This is a genomic window from Micromonospora palythoicola, from assembly GCF_036689795.1.
Taxonomy (GTDB): domain Bacteria; phylum Actinomycetota; class Actinomycetes; order Mycobacteriales; family Micromonosporaceae; genus Micromonospora; species Micromonospora palythoicola.
On the sequence record NZ_JBAGKI010000038.1, the window covers coordinates 14,224 to 30,016 of the forward strand.

The 15,793-nt window shown below is 72.6% G+C and carries 14 protein-coding genes; 8 read left to right on the forward strand and 6 right to left on the reverse strand.

What is annotated here, in order from left to right:
- Nucleotides 1-2 precede the first annotated feature (2 nt).
- The 4 genes from V5O40_RS17605 to V5O40_RS17620 are packed head-to-tail and all read left to right on the forward strand — an operon-like array spanning nt 3 to nt 3,157.
- Nucleotides 3-539, forward strand: a complete 537-nt coding sequence (locus tag V5O40_RS17605) for a hypothetical protein (RefSeq protein ID WP_332906466.1) — start codon at nt 3-5, stop codon at nt 537-539.
- 49 nt (nt 540-588) lie between these two features.
- Nucleotides 589-1,521 carry an ABC transporter ATP-binding protein gene (locus V5O40_RS17610; RefSeq protein WP_332906467.1) on the forward strand — a complete coding sequence of 311 codons (933 nt, stop codon included), beginning with the start codon at nt 589-591 and terminating at the stop codon, nt 1,519-1,521.
- Nucleotide 1,522: 1 nt separating this feature from the next.
- Nucleotides 1,523-2,338 carry an ABC transporter permease gene (locus V5O40_RS17615; protein WP_332906468.1) on the forward strand — a complete coding sequence of 272 codons (816 nt, stop codon included), beginning with the start codon at nt 1,523-1,525 and terminating at the stop codon, nt 2,336-2,338.
- A 9-nt stretch (nt 2,339-2,347) separates the two neighbouring features.
- Nucleotides 2,348-3,157 (forward strand): ABC transporter permease, encoded by an 810-nt coding sequence (locus V5O40_RS17620; protein WP_332906469.1) that lies wholly within the window; start codon nt 2,348-2,350, stop codon nt 3,155-3,157.
- Between the two features lie 380 nt (nt 3,158-3,537).
- Here the strand turns inward: V5O40_RS17620 and V5O40_RS17625 are convergent, their stop codons facing one another.
- Nucleotides 3,538-3,774, reverse strand: coding sequence for a flavin reductase (locus tag V5O40_RS17625; protein WP_332906470.1), 237 nt, complete (start codon nt 3,772-3,774; stop codon nt 3,538-3,540).
- Between the two features lie 643 nt (nt 3,775-4,417).
- Here V5O40_RS17625 and V5O40_RS17630 point away from each other — a divergent pair.
- From V5O40_RS17630 to V5O40_RS17640, 3 genes are all read left to right on the forward strand, one after another.
- A complete protein-coding gene (locus tag V5O40_RS17630; protein WP_332906471.1) occupies nt 4,418-5,221 on the forward strand; it encodes a helix-turn-helix domain-containing protein in 804 nt (267 codons plus the stop codon).
- Entirely contained in the window at nt 5,212-5,403 is a 192-nt protein-coding gene (locus tag V5O40_RS17635; RefSeq protein ID WP_332906472.1) for a DUF397 domain-containing protein, read from the forward strand. Before V5O40_RS17630 ends, V5O40_RS17635 begins: the two co-directional genes overlap by 10 nt.
- A gap of 252 nt (nt 5,404-5,655) precedes the next feature.
- Nucleotides 5,656-6,615 (forward strand): hypothetical protein, encoded by a 960-nt coding sequence (locus tag V5O40_RS17640; RefSeq protein ID WP_332906473.1) that lies wholly within the window; start codon nt 5,656-5,658, stop codon nt 6,613-6,615.
- A gap of 101 nt (nt 6,616-6,716) precedes the next feature.
- Here V5O40_RS17640 and V5O40_RS17645 read toward each other — a convergent pair whose 3' ends face one another.
- The 5 genes from V5O40_RS17645 to V5O40_RS17665 all read right to left on the reverse strand — a co-directional run bounded on the left by V5O40_RS17645 (nt 6,717) and on the right by V5O40_RS17665 (nt 13,862).
- Nucleotides 6,717-7,817 carry a TAXI family TRAP transporter solute-binding subunit gene (locus V5O40_RS17645; protein WP_332906474.1) on the reverse strand — a complete coding sequence of 367 codons (1,101 nt, stop codon included), beginning with the start codon at nt 7,815-7,817 and terminating at the stop codon, nt 6,717-6,719.
- Nucleotides 7,814-8,236: a roadblock/LC7 domain-containing protein gene (locus V5O40_RS17650; protein WP_281564199.1), complete on the reverse strand. Its 423-nt coding sequence runs from the start codon at nt 8,234-8,236 to the stop codon at nt 7,814-7,816. Before V5O40_RS17650 ends, V5O40_RS17645 begins: the two co-directional genes overlap by 4 nt.
- Nucleotides 8,237-10,648, reverse strand: coding sequence for a sensor histidine kinase (locus V5O40_RS17655; protein WP_332906475.1), 2,412 nt, complete (start codon nt 10,646-10,648; stop codon nt 8,237-8,239).
- A 62-nt stretch (nt 10,649-10,710) separates the two neighbouring features.
- Nucleotides 10,711-11,730, reverse strand: a complete 1,020-nt coding sequence (locus V5O40_RS17660; RefSeq protein ID WP_332906476.1) for a TAXI family TRAP transporter solute-binding subunit — start codon at nt 11,728-11,730, stop codon at nt 10,711-10,713.
- A gap of 17 nt (nt 11,731-11,747) precedes the next feature.
- Nucleotides 11,748-13,862, reverse strand: a complete 2,115-nt coding sequence (locus V5O40_RS17665; RefSeq protein ID WP_408631901.1) for a TRAP transporter permease — start codon at nt 13,860-13,862, stop codon at nt 11,748-11,750.
- 759 nt (nt 13,863-14,621) lie between these two features.
- Here V5O40_RS17665 and V5O40_RS17670 point away from each other — a divergent pair.
- Nucleotides 14,622-15,731 (forward strand): YihY/virulence factor BrkB family protein, encoded by a 1,110-nt coding sequence (locus tag V5O40_RS17670; RefSeq protein ID WP_332906477.1) that lies wholly within the window; start codon nt 14,622-14,624, stop codon nt 15,729-15,731.
- The last annotated feature ends 62 nt before the right edge of the window (nt 15,732-15,793 follow it).

Below are 15,793 nucleotides of genomic sequence, written 5' to 3' on the forward strand. Positions count from 1 at the left end.
GGATGCCACTGTTCCGCCGCCGGCCGAAACTGCCACCGGCCGACCGGCCACCGTTGGAGCGCGACGAGCGGGTGCTGGCCTGGGCCGCCGCCGGCAACGGCGAGGGCGACGGGGTGGTGGTCGCCACCAACCTCGGGCTCTGGCTGCCCGGCCGGGGGCACCGGATCGGCTGGCACGACGTCGTCAAGGCCGTCTGGTCGGGCCGGGAGCTGACCGTCACCCCGGGCGAGCGGGTCGCCGAGCGGGACGGCTACCTGGTGGTCGCCGAGCTGCCGGCCGAGCGGTACCTGCTGCTCGATCCGGGTGACCTGCCGCACCAGGTACGCACCCGGGTCACCCGCTCGGTCGCGTACACCCAGCACCACGCCCTGCCCGGCGGATCCGGCCGCGTCGTCGGTCGTCGGGTGCCCGGCAGCGACGGCCTGACCTGGATGGTCCACTACGACCCCGGCACCCCCGCCGACGCCGCCGACGTCCTCGCCGAGACCGACCGCCTGGTCGCCGCCGCCCGCACCGCCACCACCCCCGCCGACCTCTGAGGTCGTTAATCCGGTGGGAAGTGTCGGACCGGGTGTCTAGGGTCCGGGGGTGACCACGGGGCGACCACTCATTCAGGCACAGGGGCTGGTGAAGCGGTTCGGCGACTTCACCGCCGTCGACGGCATCGACGTGGAGGTCCGCGCCGGTGAGGCGTTCGGCTTCCTGGGGCCCAACGGCGCCGGCAAGTCGTCCACCATGCGGATGGTCGGCTGCACCTCGCCGCCCAGCGGCGGCAAACTGCGCATCCTGGGCATGGATCCGGTGCGCGACGGGCCGGCCATCCGCGCTCGGCTCGGCGTCTGTCCGCAGCTGGACAACCTCGACCCGGAGCTGACCGTCCGGGAGAACCTGACCACCTATGCCCGCTACTTCGGCATCCCACGCCGGGTGGCCCGGGCCCGGGCCGCCGAGCTGCTCGACTTCGTGCAGCTCGGCGACCGGGCGGACAGCAAGGTCGAGCCGCTCTCCGGCGGCATGAAGCGCCGGCTCACCATCGCCCGCGCGCTGGTCAACGAGCCGGACATCGTGCTGCTCGACGAGCCGACCACCGGTCTCGACCCGCAGGCCCGGCACCTGGTCTGGGAACGGTTGTTCCGGCTCAAGCAGCAGGGCGTCACGCTGGTGCTCACCACGCACTACATGGACGAGGCGGAGCAGCTCTGCGACCGGCTGGTGGTGATGGACGGCGGCCGGATCGTCGCCGAGGGGTCGCCGCGCGCGCTCATCGAGCGGCATGCCACCCGCGAGGTGGTCGAGTTGCGGTTCGCCGCCGACTCGCAGGAGACGTTCGCCGGCAAGTTGGACGCGCTGGGGGAGCGCGTCGAGGTGCTGCCCGACCGGATCCTGGTCTACGTGCCCGACGGTGACGCGGCGGTGGCCGAGGTCGCCGCGCTCGGTCTGCACCCGGCCAACGTGCTGGTCCGGCGCGGCAGCCTTGAGGACGTCTTCCTGCACCTCACCGGCCGCACCCTCGTCGACTGACATGCTGGAAGGGGCTGCCGTGACGGCACAACCGACCCGGGACCGACGCGCCCTGCCGCGGGTGCCGGCGCTGCGGGTGCTCGAATACCACCTGGTGGGTTACCGGCGCACCTGGCGCGCCGGCGCCTTCTCGTCCTTTCTGCTGCCCACGCTTACCGTGCTCGGGTTCGGGCTGGGCGTCGGTGCGTACATCGACCAGGGCGTCGGCGGCGTCTCCTACCTGGAGTGGATCGTCGGCGGGCTGCTCGCGTCGACGGCCCTGCAGGTGGCGATCGCCGAGTCGACGTGGCCGGTGTTCGGCAACCTCCAGTGGCAGAAGATCTACTTCGGGCAGCGTTCGTCGCCGCTGCGGGTAGGCGACATACTTGCCGGCCACCTGGCGTTCGTGCTGTTCCGGGTGCTGACCTCCGTCATCGCGTTCCTCCTGGTGACCGGCGTGCTGGGGGCCCTGCGGTCGCCGTGGGCGGTGCTGACGGTGCCGGTTGCGGCGCTGCTCGCGCTGGCCGTCGCCGCGCCGACCTTCGCGTACGCGGCATCGGTCGACTCGGACAGCTGGCTCGCCATGCTGTTCCGCTTCGCGGTGATCCCGATGACCCTGTTCGCCGGGGTGTTCTTCCCGGTCGAGTCGCTGCCGCTGGCGCTGCGCTGGCTGGCCTACGCCACGCCGCTCTGGCACGCCGTGGACCTGTGCCGGGCGGCGGTGCTCGGCGTCGCACCGTACTGGTCGGTCGCCGGCCACCTGGGTTACCTGGCCGTGTGGGCGGCCGGGGGATGGCTGCTCGCCCGCCGCGTCCTCGCCCGCCGGCTCGTCGTCTAGGAGAAGGTCATGGTCGCTCTGGTGCTGCCCCGGCTGGTCGACGTCTCGGCCGCCTCGCGCCGGTCCGCGTCGGTCACCGAGCGGAACGTCGCCGCCCTCAGGTCCGTCTACTGGTTGCTGCTCATCTCCGGTTTCGTCGAGCCGCTGCTCTACCTGCTGTCCATCGGCGTCGGGGTGGGTGCGCTGATCGGCGACCTGACGCTGCCCGGCGGTGCGGTCGTCACGTACGCGGCCTTCGTCGCCCCGGCCATGCTCGCCTCGTCGGCGATGACCGGCGCGCTGGCGGAGACCACCTTCAACTTCTTCGGCAAGATGAAGTACATGAAGCTGTACGACGGGGTGATCGCCACCCCGGTGCAGCCGTTCGAGATCGCCCTCGGCGAGCTGGCCTGGGCGATGCTGCGGGGCAGCGCGTACTCGGCCGCGTTCCTCGTGGTGATGGTGGTGATGGACCTGACCGTGCCCGTCCGCGCGCTCGCCGCGTTCCCGGCGGCGGTGCTCGTCGGTTTCGCCTTCGGCGCGCTCGGCATGGCGATCTCCACGTTCATGCGCAGCTGGCAGGATTTCGACCTGATGAGCTCGGCGCAGTTCATCCTGTTCCTGTTCTCCGGCACCTTCGTGCCCGCCGAGGCGTACCCGACGGTGCTGCGGTGGCTGGTCGAGGTGACTCCGCTCTACCGGGCGGTGCACCTGATCCGTGCGCTGACCGTCGACACCGGCGGCTGGAGCTGGACGCTCGACGTGCTCTACCTGCTCGTGGTGCTGGCAGCCGGCCTGCTGATCGCCGCCCGCCGGATGGGCCGCCTGCTCTACAAGTAGCTGACGCTCCTGCCGGCCCGCTGGGCGGTGCGCCCTGTGGGGCGGTGCGTGCTGTGGGCGGTGCGTGCTGTGGGCGGTGCGTGCTGTGGGGCGGTGCGTGCTGTGGGCGGTGCGTGCTGTCGGCGGTGCGTGCTGTGGGCGGTGCGCACTGTGGGGGCGGGGTGGCCCATGGGCGTGTGGCCTCGGGGGCGGTGCGGCTGGTGGGGAGCGGGGCCTGTGGGGGCGACGCGGGTAGCGGGAAGTGTGGCACTCCAGGCACCCTCCGGTCGGCGTGTCGGGCGCAAAAACCGCCACGCTTTCGGCACTGCACCCTGTGCAGTGCAGTGCAGTGCAGTGCAGGGCAGGGCAGGGCAGGGCGAGGCGGTGCGGCGGACCGTGCCTCAGCGGGGGCGGGCCCAGGTGAGGAAGCGGTCGGCCAGGAGGCCCGGTGGATATTGGCCGGTGAGGTCGCCGGCCGCGTCGTACATCATCGTGCCGAGATAGATCAGCAGGCCGGTCCGGTTCTCCCGGTACTCGCCGAGCAGCGCCAGCCGGGCCGGCGAACACGGCCAGGCTGCCCCGCATACCCGGCACCGCCACGAGGGGCGGGCGGCGATATGCGGCCGGTAGCGGGGCATCAGCGCTGCTCCGGCTCGCTGCCAGGGGACGACGGCTCATCCCGGGGCGGTGACCAGCGGCCCCCGTTGGCCCGCCACTCCTGCGCCCGAGTGAGCCACCCCGGTCGCCCCGGGCGGTTCAGCGGGAACACCTCGGTCGGTGCCGCCGTCCAACTCGGGCGGTCGGGGCCTTGCTGCGACGGTGTCGGGCGGCGCGGGTTGCGCTGCGACGGTATCGGGTGCGCTGGTTGGTCGGGGGCCGATGTGGGTCGCATGCCTGGTCCCGGCGCGCCCCAGTGGGGCGGCTGGCCGGAGTTGCCGGGTGTCGGGTTGGTCGAGGTGGCCCGGTCGGTCATGTCCTGCCACCAAGCCGGTGGCAGGAGTCGGGCATTCCGGGTGCGCTGGGGGAGCGGCGCGGGTGTCGCCGAGGGCCGGCATCGCCAGAACCTGATTCGCATGAAGCCTCCGTCGAGGTGGAGGGGCGCCGGCCGGATGTCGGGTGTGCCGGCGCCCCGGCCTGGTTCCGCCCGCCGTCCGTTCCCGTGAGCGGTTCCGCTGCGTGACAGTCTGGTGAGGACACGACTACGGTGGGAGGCTCGGCGCGGTGACGACCAGCGCGTCCACGGCCGGTCCCAGGCGGTACGAGGATGTACGGAGGGTGTCCGTGGAGCGCTCGTCCATGCTGGAGCACTTCGCCGAGGAACTGCGGCTGGCCCGGGCCGGCGCTGGCATGTCACAGGGCGCGCTGGCCGAGGCGCTCAGCTACTCGGCGGCGCTGGTAGCCAAGGTGGAGACCGGTGAGCGCCGGCCCAGCCTGGACTTCGCCCGTCGCAGCGACACCGTGTTCGGCGGGGACGGCCGGTTCGAGCGCATCCAGCGCCGAATCAGCCGCGAAACAGTGGTGCCATGGTTCCGCGACTGGGTTGGCGTAGAGCAGGAGGCGACGACGCTGCGCTCGTTCGAACCGCTCTGCGTGCCGGGACTGTTGCAGACCGAGGGGTACGTCCGGGCGCTGCTCGCCGGTGGCGGCTTGTTCGCTCCTGACGAGATCGAGCAGCAGGTGACAAACCGGCTGGACCGTCAAGCAGCGCTTACCCGTGACCGGCCACCGCTGTTCACGGTGGTAATCGACGAGCACGTGTTGCGCCGCCGGATCGGTGGGCCGGAGGTGATGCGCGAGCAACTACGGCATCTGGTGAAGGTCGGCTCGACGCTGCCCCGGGTCCGGATCCAGGTCGTGCCGCTCTCCGCTGGGGCATACGCCGGACTTGGCGGCCCGTTCGTGATCGCCACCCCGCCGCACGGGGAGGACGTCGTCTACCTTGAGGGCCAGCGCCACGGGCAGGTCGTCGACCGCACCGAGTACGTCCAGCGCATGATTGACGTTTGGGAGTCGATCCGGGGTGAGGCACTATCGCAGCAGCAGTCCCTTGACCTGATGGCGGAAGTGGCGGAGACATGGAGTTGACCAGCGCCCGTTGGCGCAAGAGCACCCGCAGTGGTCCTGACGGCGGCAACTGCGTGGAGGTGGCCGACAACCTGCCCGGTCTGGTGGCTGTGCGTGACTCCAAGGACCCGACCGGCCCGGTGCTGGCCTTCCTGCCCACCGCGTGGCGCACCTTCGTCGCCCACCTTCCCATACACCCGTAGTCCCACCCCCCGCCCCCACGTCCAGCCGTCCCGCCCCCGGCCCGGCGTCCCGCCCGGTTCCGGCGTCCCGCCCGGTTCCGGCGTCCCGCCATGTCCCGGCGTCCCGCCATGTCCCGGCGTCCCGCCAAGTCCTGGCCGGCGCCCTGTGGCGGCCGTCCTATCTGGTCAATCTTGGACAGTTTTCGTTAGCGCTTAACGGATTCTGTCCAAGATCTGGTGGTGTTGGGGCCGGCGGACGACCACGGTCGGTGGATGGTTCCTGATGATGCGGCCGGGGCGCTGGAGTGGTTGGCCTTCGAGCAGGCCGGTGTGGTCACGAGCGCGCAGGCCCGCAGCGTACTGAGCGACGGGACCGTGCGCGGGTTGGTGCGTTCCGGGCGGTGGCGGGCGATCAGTCGCGGGCTGCTGCTGACCGGCAACGGCCGGTTGGCCCGGGATCAGCAGTTGTGGGTGGCGGTCTTCGCCGCCGGAGCGGGTGCGGTCCTCGCGGGTGCCACGGCGGCCACCGAGGCGGGCGTACGCGGTCTGCGGCCCGAGCCGCTGCACGTGCTCGTGCCGGCGTCCCGTCGGGTCGGGCGGACCATCCTGCGTCAGTTGCCGATCGACATGACCGCCGTGGTGGTGCACCGGACATCGATCCTGCCTGCTGAGCATCTCCAGGTCGCCCGTCCGCCCCGGACGACCACCGCGCGAGCCCTGGTCGACGCGGCCAGTTGGGCACCCTCGTCACGGGTGGCGCAGGAGACGCTCGCCGCCGGCTGCCAGCAGCGGCGGGTGTTGCCGGAGGAACTGGCCGCCGTGCTGGACGTGCTGCCCCGCACGCCTCGACGGATGTTGATCCGGCAGACCATCGACGACATCGCCGGTGGCGCTCAGGCGCTGAGCGAGATCGACTTCGTCCGGCTCTGTCGTCGGGCCGGTCTGCCCCGACCCGATTTGCAACAGCGACGGACCGACGCGGCGGGCCGGACGCGCTGGTTGGACGCGTACTGGCGGGAGTGGGGTGTGCACGCGGAGATCGACGGCGCGCACCACATGGACGTACGCCAGTGGACGGCGGACATGCGACGGCAGAACGACGTCTGGACCGCCGGGGAGCGCATTCTCCGCTTCCCCGCGTGGCTGGTCCGAGCCCACCCGGAACAGGTCGCCGACACCGTCCGCCGCGCCCTCCTGGCCGCCGGCTGGCAACCCGGCGCCACAAACCGCTGAGATCTTGGAAAGTTCCCGTTAGGTCCTAACGGGAACTTTCCAAGATCTCGGGAGCGGGGAGCGGGGAGCGGGGAGCGGGGAGCGGGCTCCGCAGTGAGTGGTCAGCCGCCCTGGTAGTAGCGGGCGGCGCCGGGGTGCAGGGGGATGGGGTCGGTGGTGGCGGCGGACTCGCGGTCGAAGTTGCGGGCCTCGGGATGCGCCACGGCCAGGTCGGCCTGGTAGGTGAAGAGCAGGCGGGTCAGGTCGTACGCCAGGTCGTCGGGCATCTCCGCGCTGACCAGGATCACGTTGGCGACCGTGACGGTGGGGGTGCCCGAGGGAGTGTCGTAGGCGTCGCGGGGCAGCTCGGCGGTGGTGTAGACCGAGCCGTGCGTGGTGCTGAGCGGCTCGATCAGGTCGGCGACCGGCAGCAGCCGGAACCGGCCCGGTGCGCCGGTGAGCAGGTCGGCGATGCCCGGCGTGGGCAGTCCGCCGGAGAAGAACATCGCGTCGAGGGTGCCGCTGCGCATCCGGGCCACCGTCTCCGGCAACGACAGCCGGGCTCGGCGTACGTCCCGCTCCGGGTCGAGGCCGGCGGCGGTGAGCAGCCGACCGGCGATGACGTCGGTGCCGGACTTCGGCGAACCGGTGGAGACCCGTTTGCCGCGCAGTCCCGCGAGGTCGGCGATCTGCGCGTCGGCGCGGACGATGACGTGGGTGTAGTTGCTGTAGACCCGGGCCAGTGCCCGGACCGGTTGCGGGCGTCCGTCGAAGGCGCCACGGCCGGCGGTGGCGTCCGCCGCCGTGTCGGCGAGGCTGAAGGCGATCTCCATGTCGCCGTCGACCAGCCGGGTGATGTTCTCGACGGAGGCCCCGGTCGGTTCCGCCCGCGCCTCGTAGCCGGGCAGGTGGCGGCTGATCACATCGGCGTAGCCGCCGCCGAGCTGGTAGTAGACCCCGGTGGTGTTGCCGGTGGCGAGGAAGATGCGCCCGTCGTGCCACGGCCGAGCCTCCGGGGTGCGCTCCGCAGCGCAGGCGGTGGCGAGCGCGACCGCCAGCAGCACCGCCGCCAACCGCCGGCACCGACCACTGCCACGCAACCCGTGCCGCCGAGCCCGGGCCGTGTCGGTCCGCGTGGCGGGTCGGGCCGTGTCGGTCCGCACGGCGGGTCGGGCCGCGTGGGCGATCGTGGCGCGGTCGGGCGCCACCTGCGGTCCGTTCACGCCGGCACCCCGCCGGGGTGGTCCGCCCAGGTCCGGGCCGCCGGTTCGAGCGCCTCGGCGACCCGCTGGACCAGCGTCGCCGTCTCGTACCCGATCTGGCCCAGGTCGCACCCGGCGGCGGCGAGCACGCCGAGCAGGGCGCGGTCACCGACGGCCATCACCAGCAGCACGCCGCCGTCCATGTCCACGATCTGCTGTCGGACCCGGCCGGCGGACATCAGCCGGGCGGCGCCGACGGTCAGGCTGGCCAGGCCACTGATCACGGCGGCGAGCTGGTCCGCCTGGTCGGTCGAGAGGTGCGGCGAGGCCGCCAGCCGCAGCCCGTCCCCGGAGACGGCGAGGGCGTGCGACACGTCCGGTACCTGCTCGGCGAAGTTCGCCAGGAGCCAGTCGAGGCCGGGGCTGCCGTTGGGCATCATCTAGGGTCTCCCGTTCGTCTGCTGGTTGCGTCGCATCGCGTGGGCCACCCCGGCGGAGAGGGCGGACAGCCGGGCCCGTACCACCTCGGGGTCGAGCAGGTCCGGCGCGGCCTGCGGCGGTGGCATGTCGTGCAGTTCGGACTGAAGGCCGCCGCCGCGTACCCGCCGGGGCAGGCCGGCCGCGGTCGGTTCCTCGGGACGAGCGCCTCCGAGCCGCCGGGCCGGGGTGCCGTTGGCCGACGCGGGCGGACCGGCCGGCGCGACGCCGACGGGCTGAACCGGCGGCCGGTAGTGCGGTCGACCGGGCTGCTCGGGTGACCAGGCCGCCGCGCCGCCGCCCACCACCGGCAGCGTCATCGTCGGCGCCCGGTGCACGTCGAACCGGTCCGCGCCGACCTCGGCGGGAGCGCCCCGGTGCCGGAACCAGGCGCCGACGGCCGGGGCGGCCGGACGACCGACGTGGCTCGGGCGGCCGGTGAGCTGCTCCATCCTGGTCAGCAGCGACTCCGGCACGTCCACCTGGGCCACCGTCCCGGCACCGGCACTGTGCAGCCGCACCAGGATGCCGTGCCGGGCGGCCAGGTGGGCGACCACGTGCAGGCCCATGCTGCCGGCCGCCGCGCTGGACAACGCGGCCGGGGCGCGCAGCCGCTCGTTGATCTCGGCCAGCCGGTTCTCGCCGATGCCGATGCCCTGGTCGTGTACGCGCAGCGTCAGCCCGTCGACGGTGCGTCGACCGTCCACGTGCACGGGGGTGTGCGGCGGGGAGTACGAGGTGGCGTTCTCCAGCAGCTCGGCCAGCAGGTGCACCAGGTTGCCGACCGCCGAACCGTGCACCCCGGCGGTGGGCACGTCGATCTCGACCCGGGCGTACTCCTCGATCTCGGAGGCGGCGCCGCGCACGACGTCGGCCACCAGGTGCGGACCGTCCTGTGCGCGTCCGGGTTCGCCACCGGCCAGGACCAGCAGGTTCTCTCCGTTGCGCCGCATCCGGGCGGCGAGGTGGTCGAGGGCGAAGAGCCGGGCCAACGCGTCCGGATCGGTCTCCTCCTGCTCGAACTCGTCGAGCAGCCGCAGCTGTCGGGTGATCAGGGTACGGATCCGCCGGGCCAGCGCCTCGACCATCCGGGTCACGTCCATCCGCAGCTCGGCCTGGGCACCGGCGAGCCGCAGCGCGGCCCGGTTGACGGTGTCGAACGCCTCGGCCACCTGGGCGATCTCGTCGCGCCCGCGGCTGATTCCCGCGGTGAGCTGCGATGCGGTGCCCTCGGTCGGGGCGCTGTCACCGGCCGCGATGGCGGTGATCCGCTCGGGCAGCTCCCGGTGTGCCATGGTCAGCGCCGCCACCCGCAGCCGGCGCAACCGGCGGCTGGTCCGGACCGCCAGCAGAGCGGCGGCGGTCAGCGAGACCAGCGCCAGGCCGGTGGTGGCTCCACCGGTGACCAGCGCCCGTTGCCGGGCGGCCGTGGCCAGCTCGGCGGCACGCCGGTCCAACTCGTCGGAGAGTTCCCGGCCGAGCAGGTTGAACCGGCGGATGGCGCCGCTCTGGGCGACGTACCAGGCGTCGCCGTCGGCGGCCAGCGCGGCCGGCTCGGTGTCGGCGTTCAACGCGCTGTCGCGCATCCGCCGCGCGGTGGAGACGTCGCTGCCGGCGATCAAACGGGTGTACGCGTCGGCGGCACGTTCCCCGGCGATCCGGGAGAACTCGGCCTGCCGCTGCTCCTGCGCGCCGCGTAGCCGGCCCAGCCGGACGAGTTCGCCCTCGACCAGCTCACCTCGCACGAAGATGGCCCGGAGCAGGTCACGTTCCAGCGACGCCAGATGTTCCTGGGCCGCTACCGCCGCCACCTCGCGGGCGCGGTTGGCCAGCTCGGGGTCGCGTAGCTGGGCGGGCAGCGCGTCGGCGACGGCGAGCAGCGACTCCACGAGCGCCACGTAGCTCGCGTCGGCGTTGTCGGTGGTGAGCGCGGCGATCCGGGCCTCGTCGAGCTGGTCGAGGTGTTCGGTCACGCCGTCGAGGTCGCGGCCGAGGTCCGGCGCGGCGCGGCGGGCGTCGGAGCTGGCACTCTGGTAGCGCTCGCCGGCCTCGTCGACCCGGCGTCGCTGGGCGTCGACCAGTTGGCGGCCGGAGGTTCCGCCGCGCTGGCGCAGCGCCGCCGACTCGCCGAGTTCCCGTTCCAGCTCGTGCACGAGTGAGACGGTGGCGGTGGCGGTACCGGCCAGCACCCGGGCCCGTTCGGCGTCGGTGGAGGCGGCCAGGGCGTCACCGGTCTGGATGGCCCCCAGCACGAGCAGGCCGGCGGTGGCGATCAGGATCGGCGCGAGCAGTTGGGTACGCACCGACCAGAGCCGGCCGGTGTGGCCGGACGGACGGTTGTGCCGGCGTACGCGGGCCAGCGAGGACAGCGGCACGGGGGTCTCCCGAGGTAGGGGCGGCCGGGCCGGAGGGGAGGCGCCGGCCCGGCCGCCGTCGGTCAGCTCGCGCCCAGGTCCTGCAACGCCTTGGCCGCGCCCCGGTGCAGACCGACCGGGTCGGTCTTGCGGGCGGTGTCCAGGGCGATGCCCTTGGCAGCGGGATTGGCCTGGGCCAGCGCGTCCTTCTTCTCGAACACGGTCCGGGTGATGGCGCAGGCCACGTTGGCGTCGAGGTCCTTGCGGACGAGCAGCACGTTCGGGACCACGATGGTCGGGGTGTCCGCCGACGTGGCGTAGACGTCCCTGCCGATCGTGCCGGCCTGGTACGCGGGGTTCAGCTGGCTCATCTTGGGCAGCAACGGCGTGACGTCGATGAACTTCACCTCGTCGCCGGCGGTGGTGAACAGGTCGGTGACGCCGCCGGTGGGCAGGCCGCCGGACCAGAAGAAGCCGTCGACGGTGCCGTCCTTGACGCCCTCCACGGTCTTGGTGAGGTCGAGCCGCTGGGCCTGGACGTCCGTGGCCGGGTTCAGGCCGGCGGCCTCCAGCAACCGGTTCGCGATGACCTCGGTGCCGGACTTCGGGGAGCCGGTCGAGATCTTCTTGCCGCGCATGTCGGCCACCGAGTTGATTCCCGAGTCGGCGCGGACGACCACCTGGGTGTAGTTGTCGTAGATCCGCGCCAGCGCCTCGACCGGCTGCGGTGCGCTGAAGCTGTCCTTGCCCTCCACCGCGTTGACGGCGGTGTCGAACAGCGAGAAGGCCACGTCGTACTGGCCACCGACGAGCTGTTCGATGTTCTGGACCGATGCTCCGGTCTCGGCCGCGGTGCCGGTCAACCGGCCGCCGGTGCTGTCGGACAACTGCCCGGCCAGGGCGTTGCCGACCACGTAGTAGACGCCGGTGGCGTTACCGGTGGCGATGCCCACCCGGGTGTTCTCGGCCACCTCGCAGGTGACGGCGCTCGCGGCGTCGTCCGTGGCCGCGGCGCCCTGGCGGCCCCCGCAACCGGCGGCGCCGGCGGCGACGAGGGTGAGGGCTCCCACTCCCGCCACGAGCCGCGCGTTGATCCGTCCCACACTGTCTCCTTCCTGGGTCATGCCGGTGATCCGGCTCGCGTCCCACCGGAGGGGCCGGCGGATCCGCGACGTACGAACACACCCACCGTCATGACGCCGGCCAGCACGGCACCGATCGCGACGGGCACGGGTTGCAACCAGAGCAGCGTCAGGCCGGCGGCCGCGCCGACCACCCGTTCCGGCACGCCCGCCGGGCCGACGCCGGGCAGCCAGCCGCCGGCCGCGACGGCCAGCACCGCGACACCGAGGGCCGTCACGACGGTGGCGACGAGGATCTGCCGGGGCCCGCCGATGCCGAGCAGGCCGAGGCCGGTCGGGGTGACCACGAACGCCAGCGGGATCAGGTACGCCGGCAGCGCGTACCGCAGGGTGTGCCACATGGTCGGCACCAACCGCCCGCCGGTGACCGCGGCGGCGGCGACGGCGGCGAGCGCGGTGGGCGGCGACACCTCGGACAGCACCGCGAAGTAGAAGACGAACATGGCGGCCGCGGGCGCGCTGACCCCGAGGTCGAGCAGGGCCGGTCCGATGATCACCCAGCCGATCACGAACGACGCGGTCACCGGTACCGCCAGGCCGAGCAGGCTGAGCGCGACGGCGGCGAGCAGCGCGGTCAGCGCGAGTACCACGGCCGGCTCGGAGCTGATCGCGCTCGCGGCGCCGACCAGCAGCGCGGCGGCCTGCGGACCGAGACCGGTCTTGGTGGTGGTGGCGGTGATGACGCCGGCCGCCGCGCAGACGACGGTGACCGCGAGGACTCCGCGTACGCCGGTGGAGAGGGCGGCGACCAGCCGGGCCGGGGTGAGCCGGTGCGCCCGGTCCAGGAAGGACAGGGCGACCGCGAGGAGGGTGGCCAGCACCACGGCCCGGGTGGCCGAGAGCCCGGCGGCGAGCAGCCCGACGATGGCGAACAGGGAGGCGAAGTGGTACCCGGAACGGGCCAGCAGCCGCCAGGCGGAACCGGCCGCGAGGGTTGCCGGACGCACTCCGGAACGACGCGCGTCGATCTCCACGGAGAGCACGATGCCGAGGTAGTAGAGGATGGTCGGCACCATCGCCCAGCCGAGCACCTGGAGGTAGGACACGCCGAGGTACTCGGCGATGATGAAGGCCGCCGCGCCGAGCGTCGGCGGGGACAGGATGGCGCCCACGCCGGCGGCGGCGAGCATCCCGCCGGCCCGTTCCGCCGGGTACCCGGAGCGGCGCAGGATCGGCCAGGTGACCGCGCCGATGCTGACGGTGGTGGCCGCGCCGGAGCCGGAGACGGTGCCGAGCAGGAACCCGGAGGCCACCGCCGTACGACCGGCGGCGGTGCGCGAGCGCCGGAACGCCGCGGCGGAGAGGTGCACGAAGAACCGGCCGGCGCCGGAGAGGTCGAGCACCGCCCCGTAGATGGTGAACAGCACGATGTACGTGGCGGCCACGTCCAGTGGGGTGCCGTAGAAGCCGCTGTCGGAGTTGTAGAAGGCGTCGACCAGTTGCCCGAAGTCCAGCCCGGCGTGCGCCACCGCCCAGGTCTGCGGCAGCAGCCCGCCGTAGTAGCCGTAGCCGAGGAAGACCAGACAGACGGCGGGCAGGATCCAGCCGGTGGTGCGCCGGCAGCCCTCCAGCAGCAGGAGCAGCAGGACGGTGCCCATCGCCACGTCCAGACCGACCAGCAGCCCCTGCCGGTCGAGGAAGGCGTCGTAGCCGCCGCCACCGCCGGCCAGGGCGACCGGCAGCACCGGGTACAGGCAGCCGGCCAGCGCCGCGGCGGCCAGCACCCAGTCGACGCGGCTGGGCCCGGACCGGTCGGTCGAGGTCGCGTCGGGAGCCGACGCCGACGGCCGCCGGACCGCGAGCACCGCGCGCAGCCGGCGCGGCAGCCGGAGGTCGGCCGGGTAGGCGAGGAAGACCAGCGGGAGTACGCCGGCCAGGAAGAAGATCAGGTAGTACTTGCTGCCCTGCGCCAGCGGCCGGAACACCTGCCAGAGCGCGAGCAGGCCGATCGCCAGGGTGGCCGCGGTCAGGGCGAGGGCGACCGGCCCGGTCAACATCCGCCCCGGCTTCTCGTCCTCGAACCGGCCGGCGAGTTCGGTCGGATCGATCGGGGCCGGATCGGTCCGCGGGGCGGTCGCCTCCGCCTCCGCCACTCGGCTGTGCCCGCCGTGATGCTGAGGTCCGGAATCTTCGGTGAATCGGATAGCCGACACGAGGGGGGACGATACGCGAATTGACTCCGCGTTGGGGGACATTGTCGAGCATCGCTTCGCTGAGTGACTTCACATTCTTTCGTCTCACCGAAGTGGAAACAATTAAGAATAGTGTTCATGATCGGGCCGGACGTGCCGATGGGGGCGGTGCGGGGCCGCGAACGGAGCTATGGTGCTGTCCGGTTTGCCGCATTGAAAGCCGTCAAGTGAGGGTTCGGACAGGTCGAAAGATCTATCCAGATGATTACGCTCTGTGCATAGAACTACGGTCGGTGTCGACTCGAACCGCCTGGGTCGCGACGGGGTGGGAGGCGTCCGGGTGGTCGGTCGGCGTGCGTCCGGAGCGCCTCGCCGGGCTGTCGGGCGATCTTCGGCGGGTGCTGCCGAGACCATTTCCGCGGTGATCGCATTCGCCCCAGCTCCCGCCGGCGGGAAGCGAGTTCGATGCGTTTCCCGCGAGTGAGATCGCGGTTCCGGGCCGACCGTTCGACCCTCGCCCGGCGGCCTCGGGCTGGCCGAGGCGACCAGCCCGACGGTCGACCTGCCGCAGGTGCCGGGTTCGGGTGGGTTACTTCCCGTCGGTGGCTGGGCATGTGTCCTGGACGATCACCGCGAGCGGAGCAGAGGGGAGGGGCGATGGCCTCCGAGGAGTCTTCCCGTCCAGACCGGCGTGACCCGGGGTCCGGCCCCGTCCCCGAGGTGCGGCGCGACGAGTCTGGTGTCGAGCGCGCCCACGAGGCGGGTGCCGAGCGCGCCCACGAGTCGGGTGCCGAGCGCGCCCGTGAGGTGCGGCGCGACGAGTCGGAGGCGGACAGCGCCTCGCCGGAACGGCCGGAGCCGGACGCCGACCCGGACACGCCCGAACACCCGGGCCGGCTGTCGGGCGGCGAGTGGATGGCGGCGCTGCGCCGGACGGTGCGCGAGTTCCGCGACGACGGCCTGACCGACTGGGCCGCGGCGCTCACCTACTACGGCGTGCTCTCCATCTTCCCGGGCCTGCTGGTGCTTGTCTCGCTGCTGGGCCTGCTGGGCCCGTCGGCCACCCGGACGGTACGCGACACGGTCGCGGAGTCGGTACCCGAGCAGAACATCCGCCAGATCCTCGACGCCGCCATCGAGCAGGCCTCGCAGAACGGCGGGTTGGCCGGTGTGACCGCGATCGTGGGTCTGCTCGCCGCGTTCTGGTCGGCCTCCGGCTACGTCGCCGCCTTCATGCGCGCCTCCAACGCGATCTACGACGTGCCGGAGGGGCGGCCGATCTGGAAGACCCTGCCGATCCGGGTGGGGGTGACCGCGGTGATCGGCGTGATGCTGCTGGCCAGTGCGGTGATCGTGGTCTTCACCGGCCGCTTCGCCGAAGAGGCCGGCGCCGCCCTCGGGGTGGGGCGTACGGCCGTGACGGTATGGGACATCGCCAAGTGGCCGCTGCTGCTGGTCCTGGTCAGCCTGATGTTCGCCATCCTCTACTGGGCGTCGCCGAACGCCCGCCAGGGCGGCTTCCGCTGGGTGAGTCCCGGTGGACTGCTGGCGGTGCTGATCTGGCTGCTGGTCTCCGGCCTGTTCGCCTTCTACGTCGGCAACTTCGGCTCGTACAACAAGACCTACGGCGCGCTCGCCGGGGTGATCATCTTCCTGGTCTGGCTGTGGCTGAGCAACATCGCGATCCTGCTCGGCGCGGAACTCGATGCCGAGTTGGCCCGGGCGCGGGCGATCAGCGGCGGCCTCCGACCGGTCGATCGAGAGCCCTACGTCGAGTTGCGCGACGACCGCAAGCTGCGCTCGAAGGGTGGTGAATCGCCTTCCCAGTGACCTTTCGGGCGCATCCACACCTAACTAGCCGCTCTCTCACGCCGAAACTTTTGCTAGATCAG

Excerpts from the sequence above, each read along its gene's own strand:
- V5O40_RS17615 (WP_332906468.1), top strand. The coding sequence starts at position 1,523 with ATGCTGGAAGGGGCTGCCGTGACGGCACAACCGACCCGGGACCGACGC.
- V5O40_RS17620 (WP_332906469.1), top strand. The coding sequence starts at position 2,348 with ATGGTCGCTCTGGTGCTGCCCCGGCTGGTCGACGTCTCGGCCGCCTCG.
- V5O40_RS17625 (WP_332906470.1), bottom strand. The coding sequence starts at position 3,774 with ATGCCCCGCTACCGGCCGCATATCGCCGCCCGCCCCTCGTGGCGGTGC.
- V5O40_RS17640 (WP_332906473.1), top strand. The coding sequence starts at position 5,656 with ATGGTTCCTGATGATGCGGCCGGGGCGCTGGAGTGGTTGGCCTTCGAG.
- V5O40_RS17635 (WP_332906472.1), top strand. The coding sequence starts at position 5,212 with ATGGAGTTGACCAGCGCCCGTTGGCGCAAGAGCACCCGCAGTGGTCCT.
- V5O40_RS17650 (WP_281564199.1), bottom strand. The coding sequence starts at position 8,236 with ATGATGCCCAACGGCAGCCCCGGCCTCGACTGGCTCCTGGCGAACTTC.
- V5O40_RS17605 (WP_332906466.1), top strand. The coding sequence starts at position 3 with ATGCCACTGTTCCGCCGCCGGCCGAAACTGCCACCGGCCGACCGGCCA.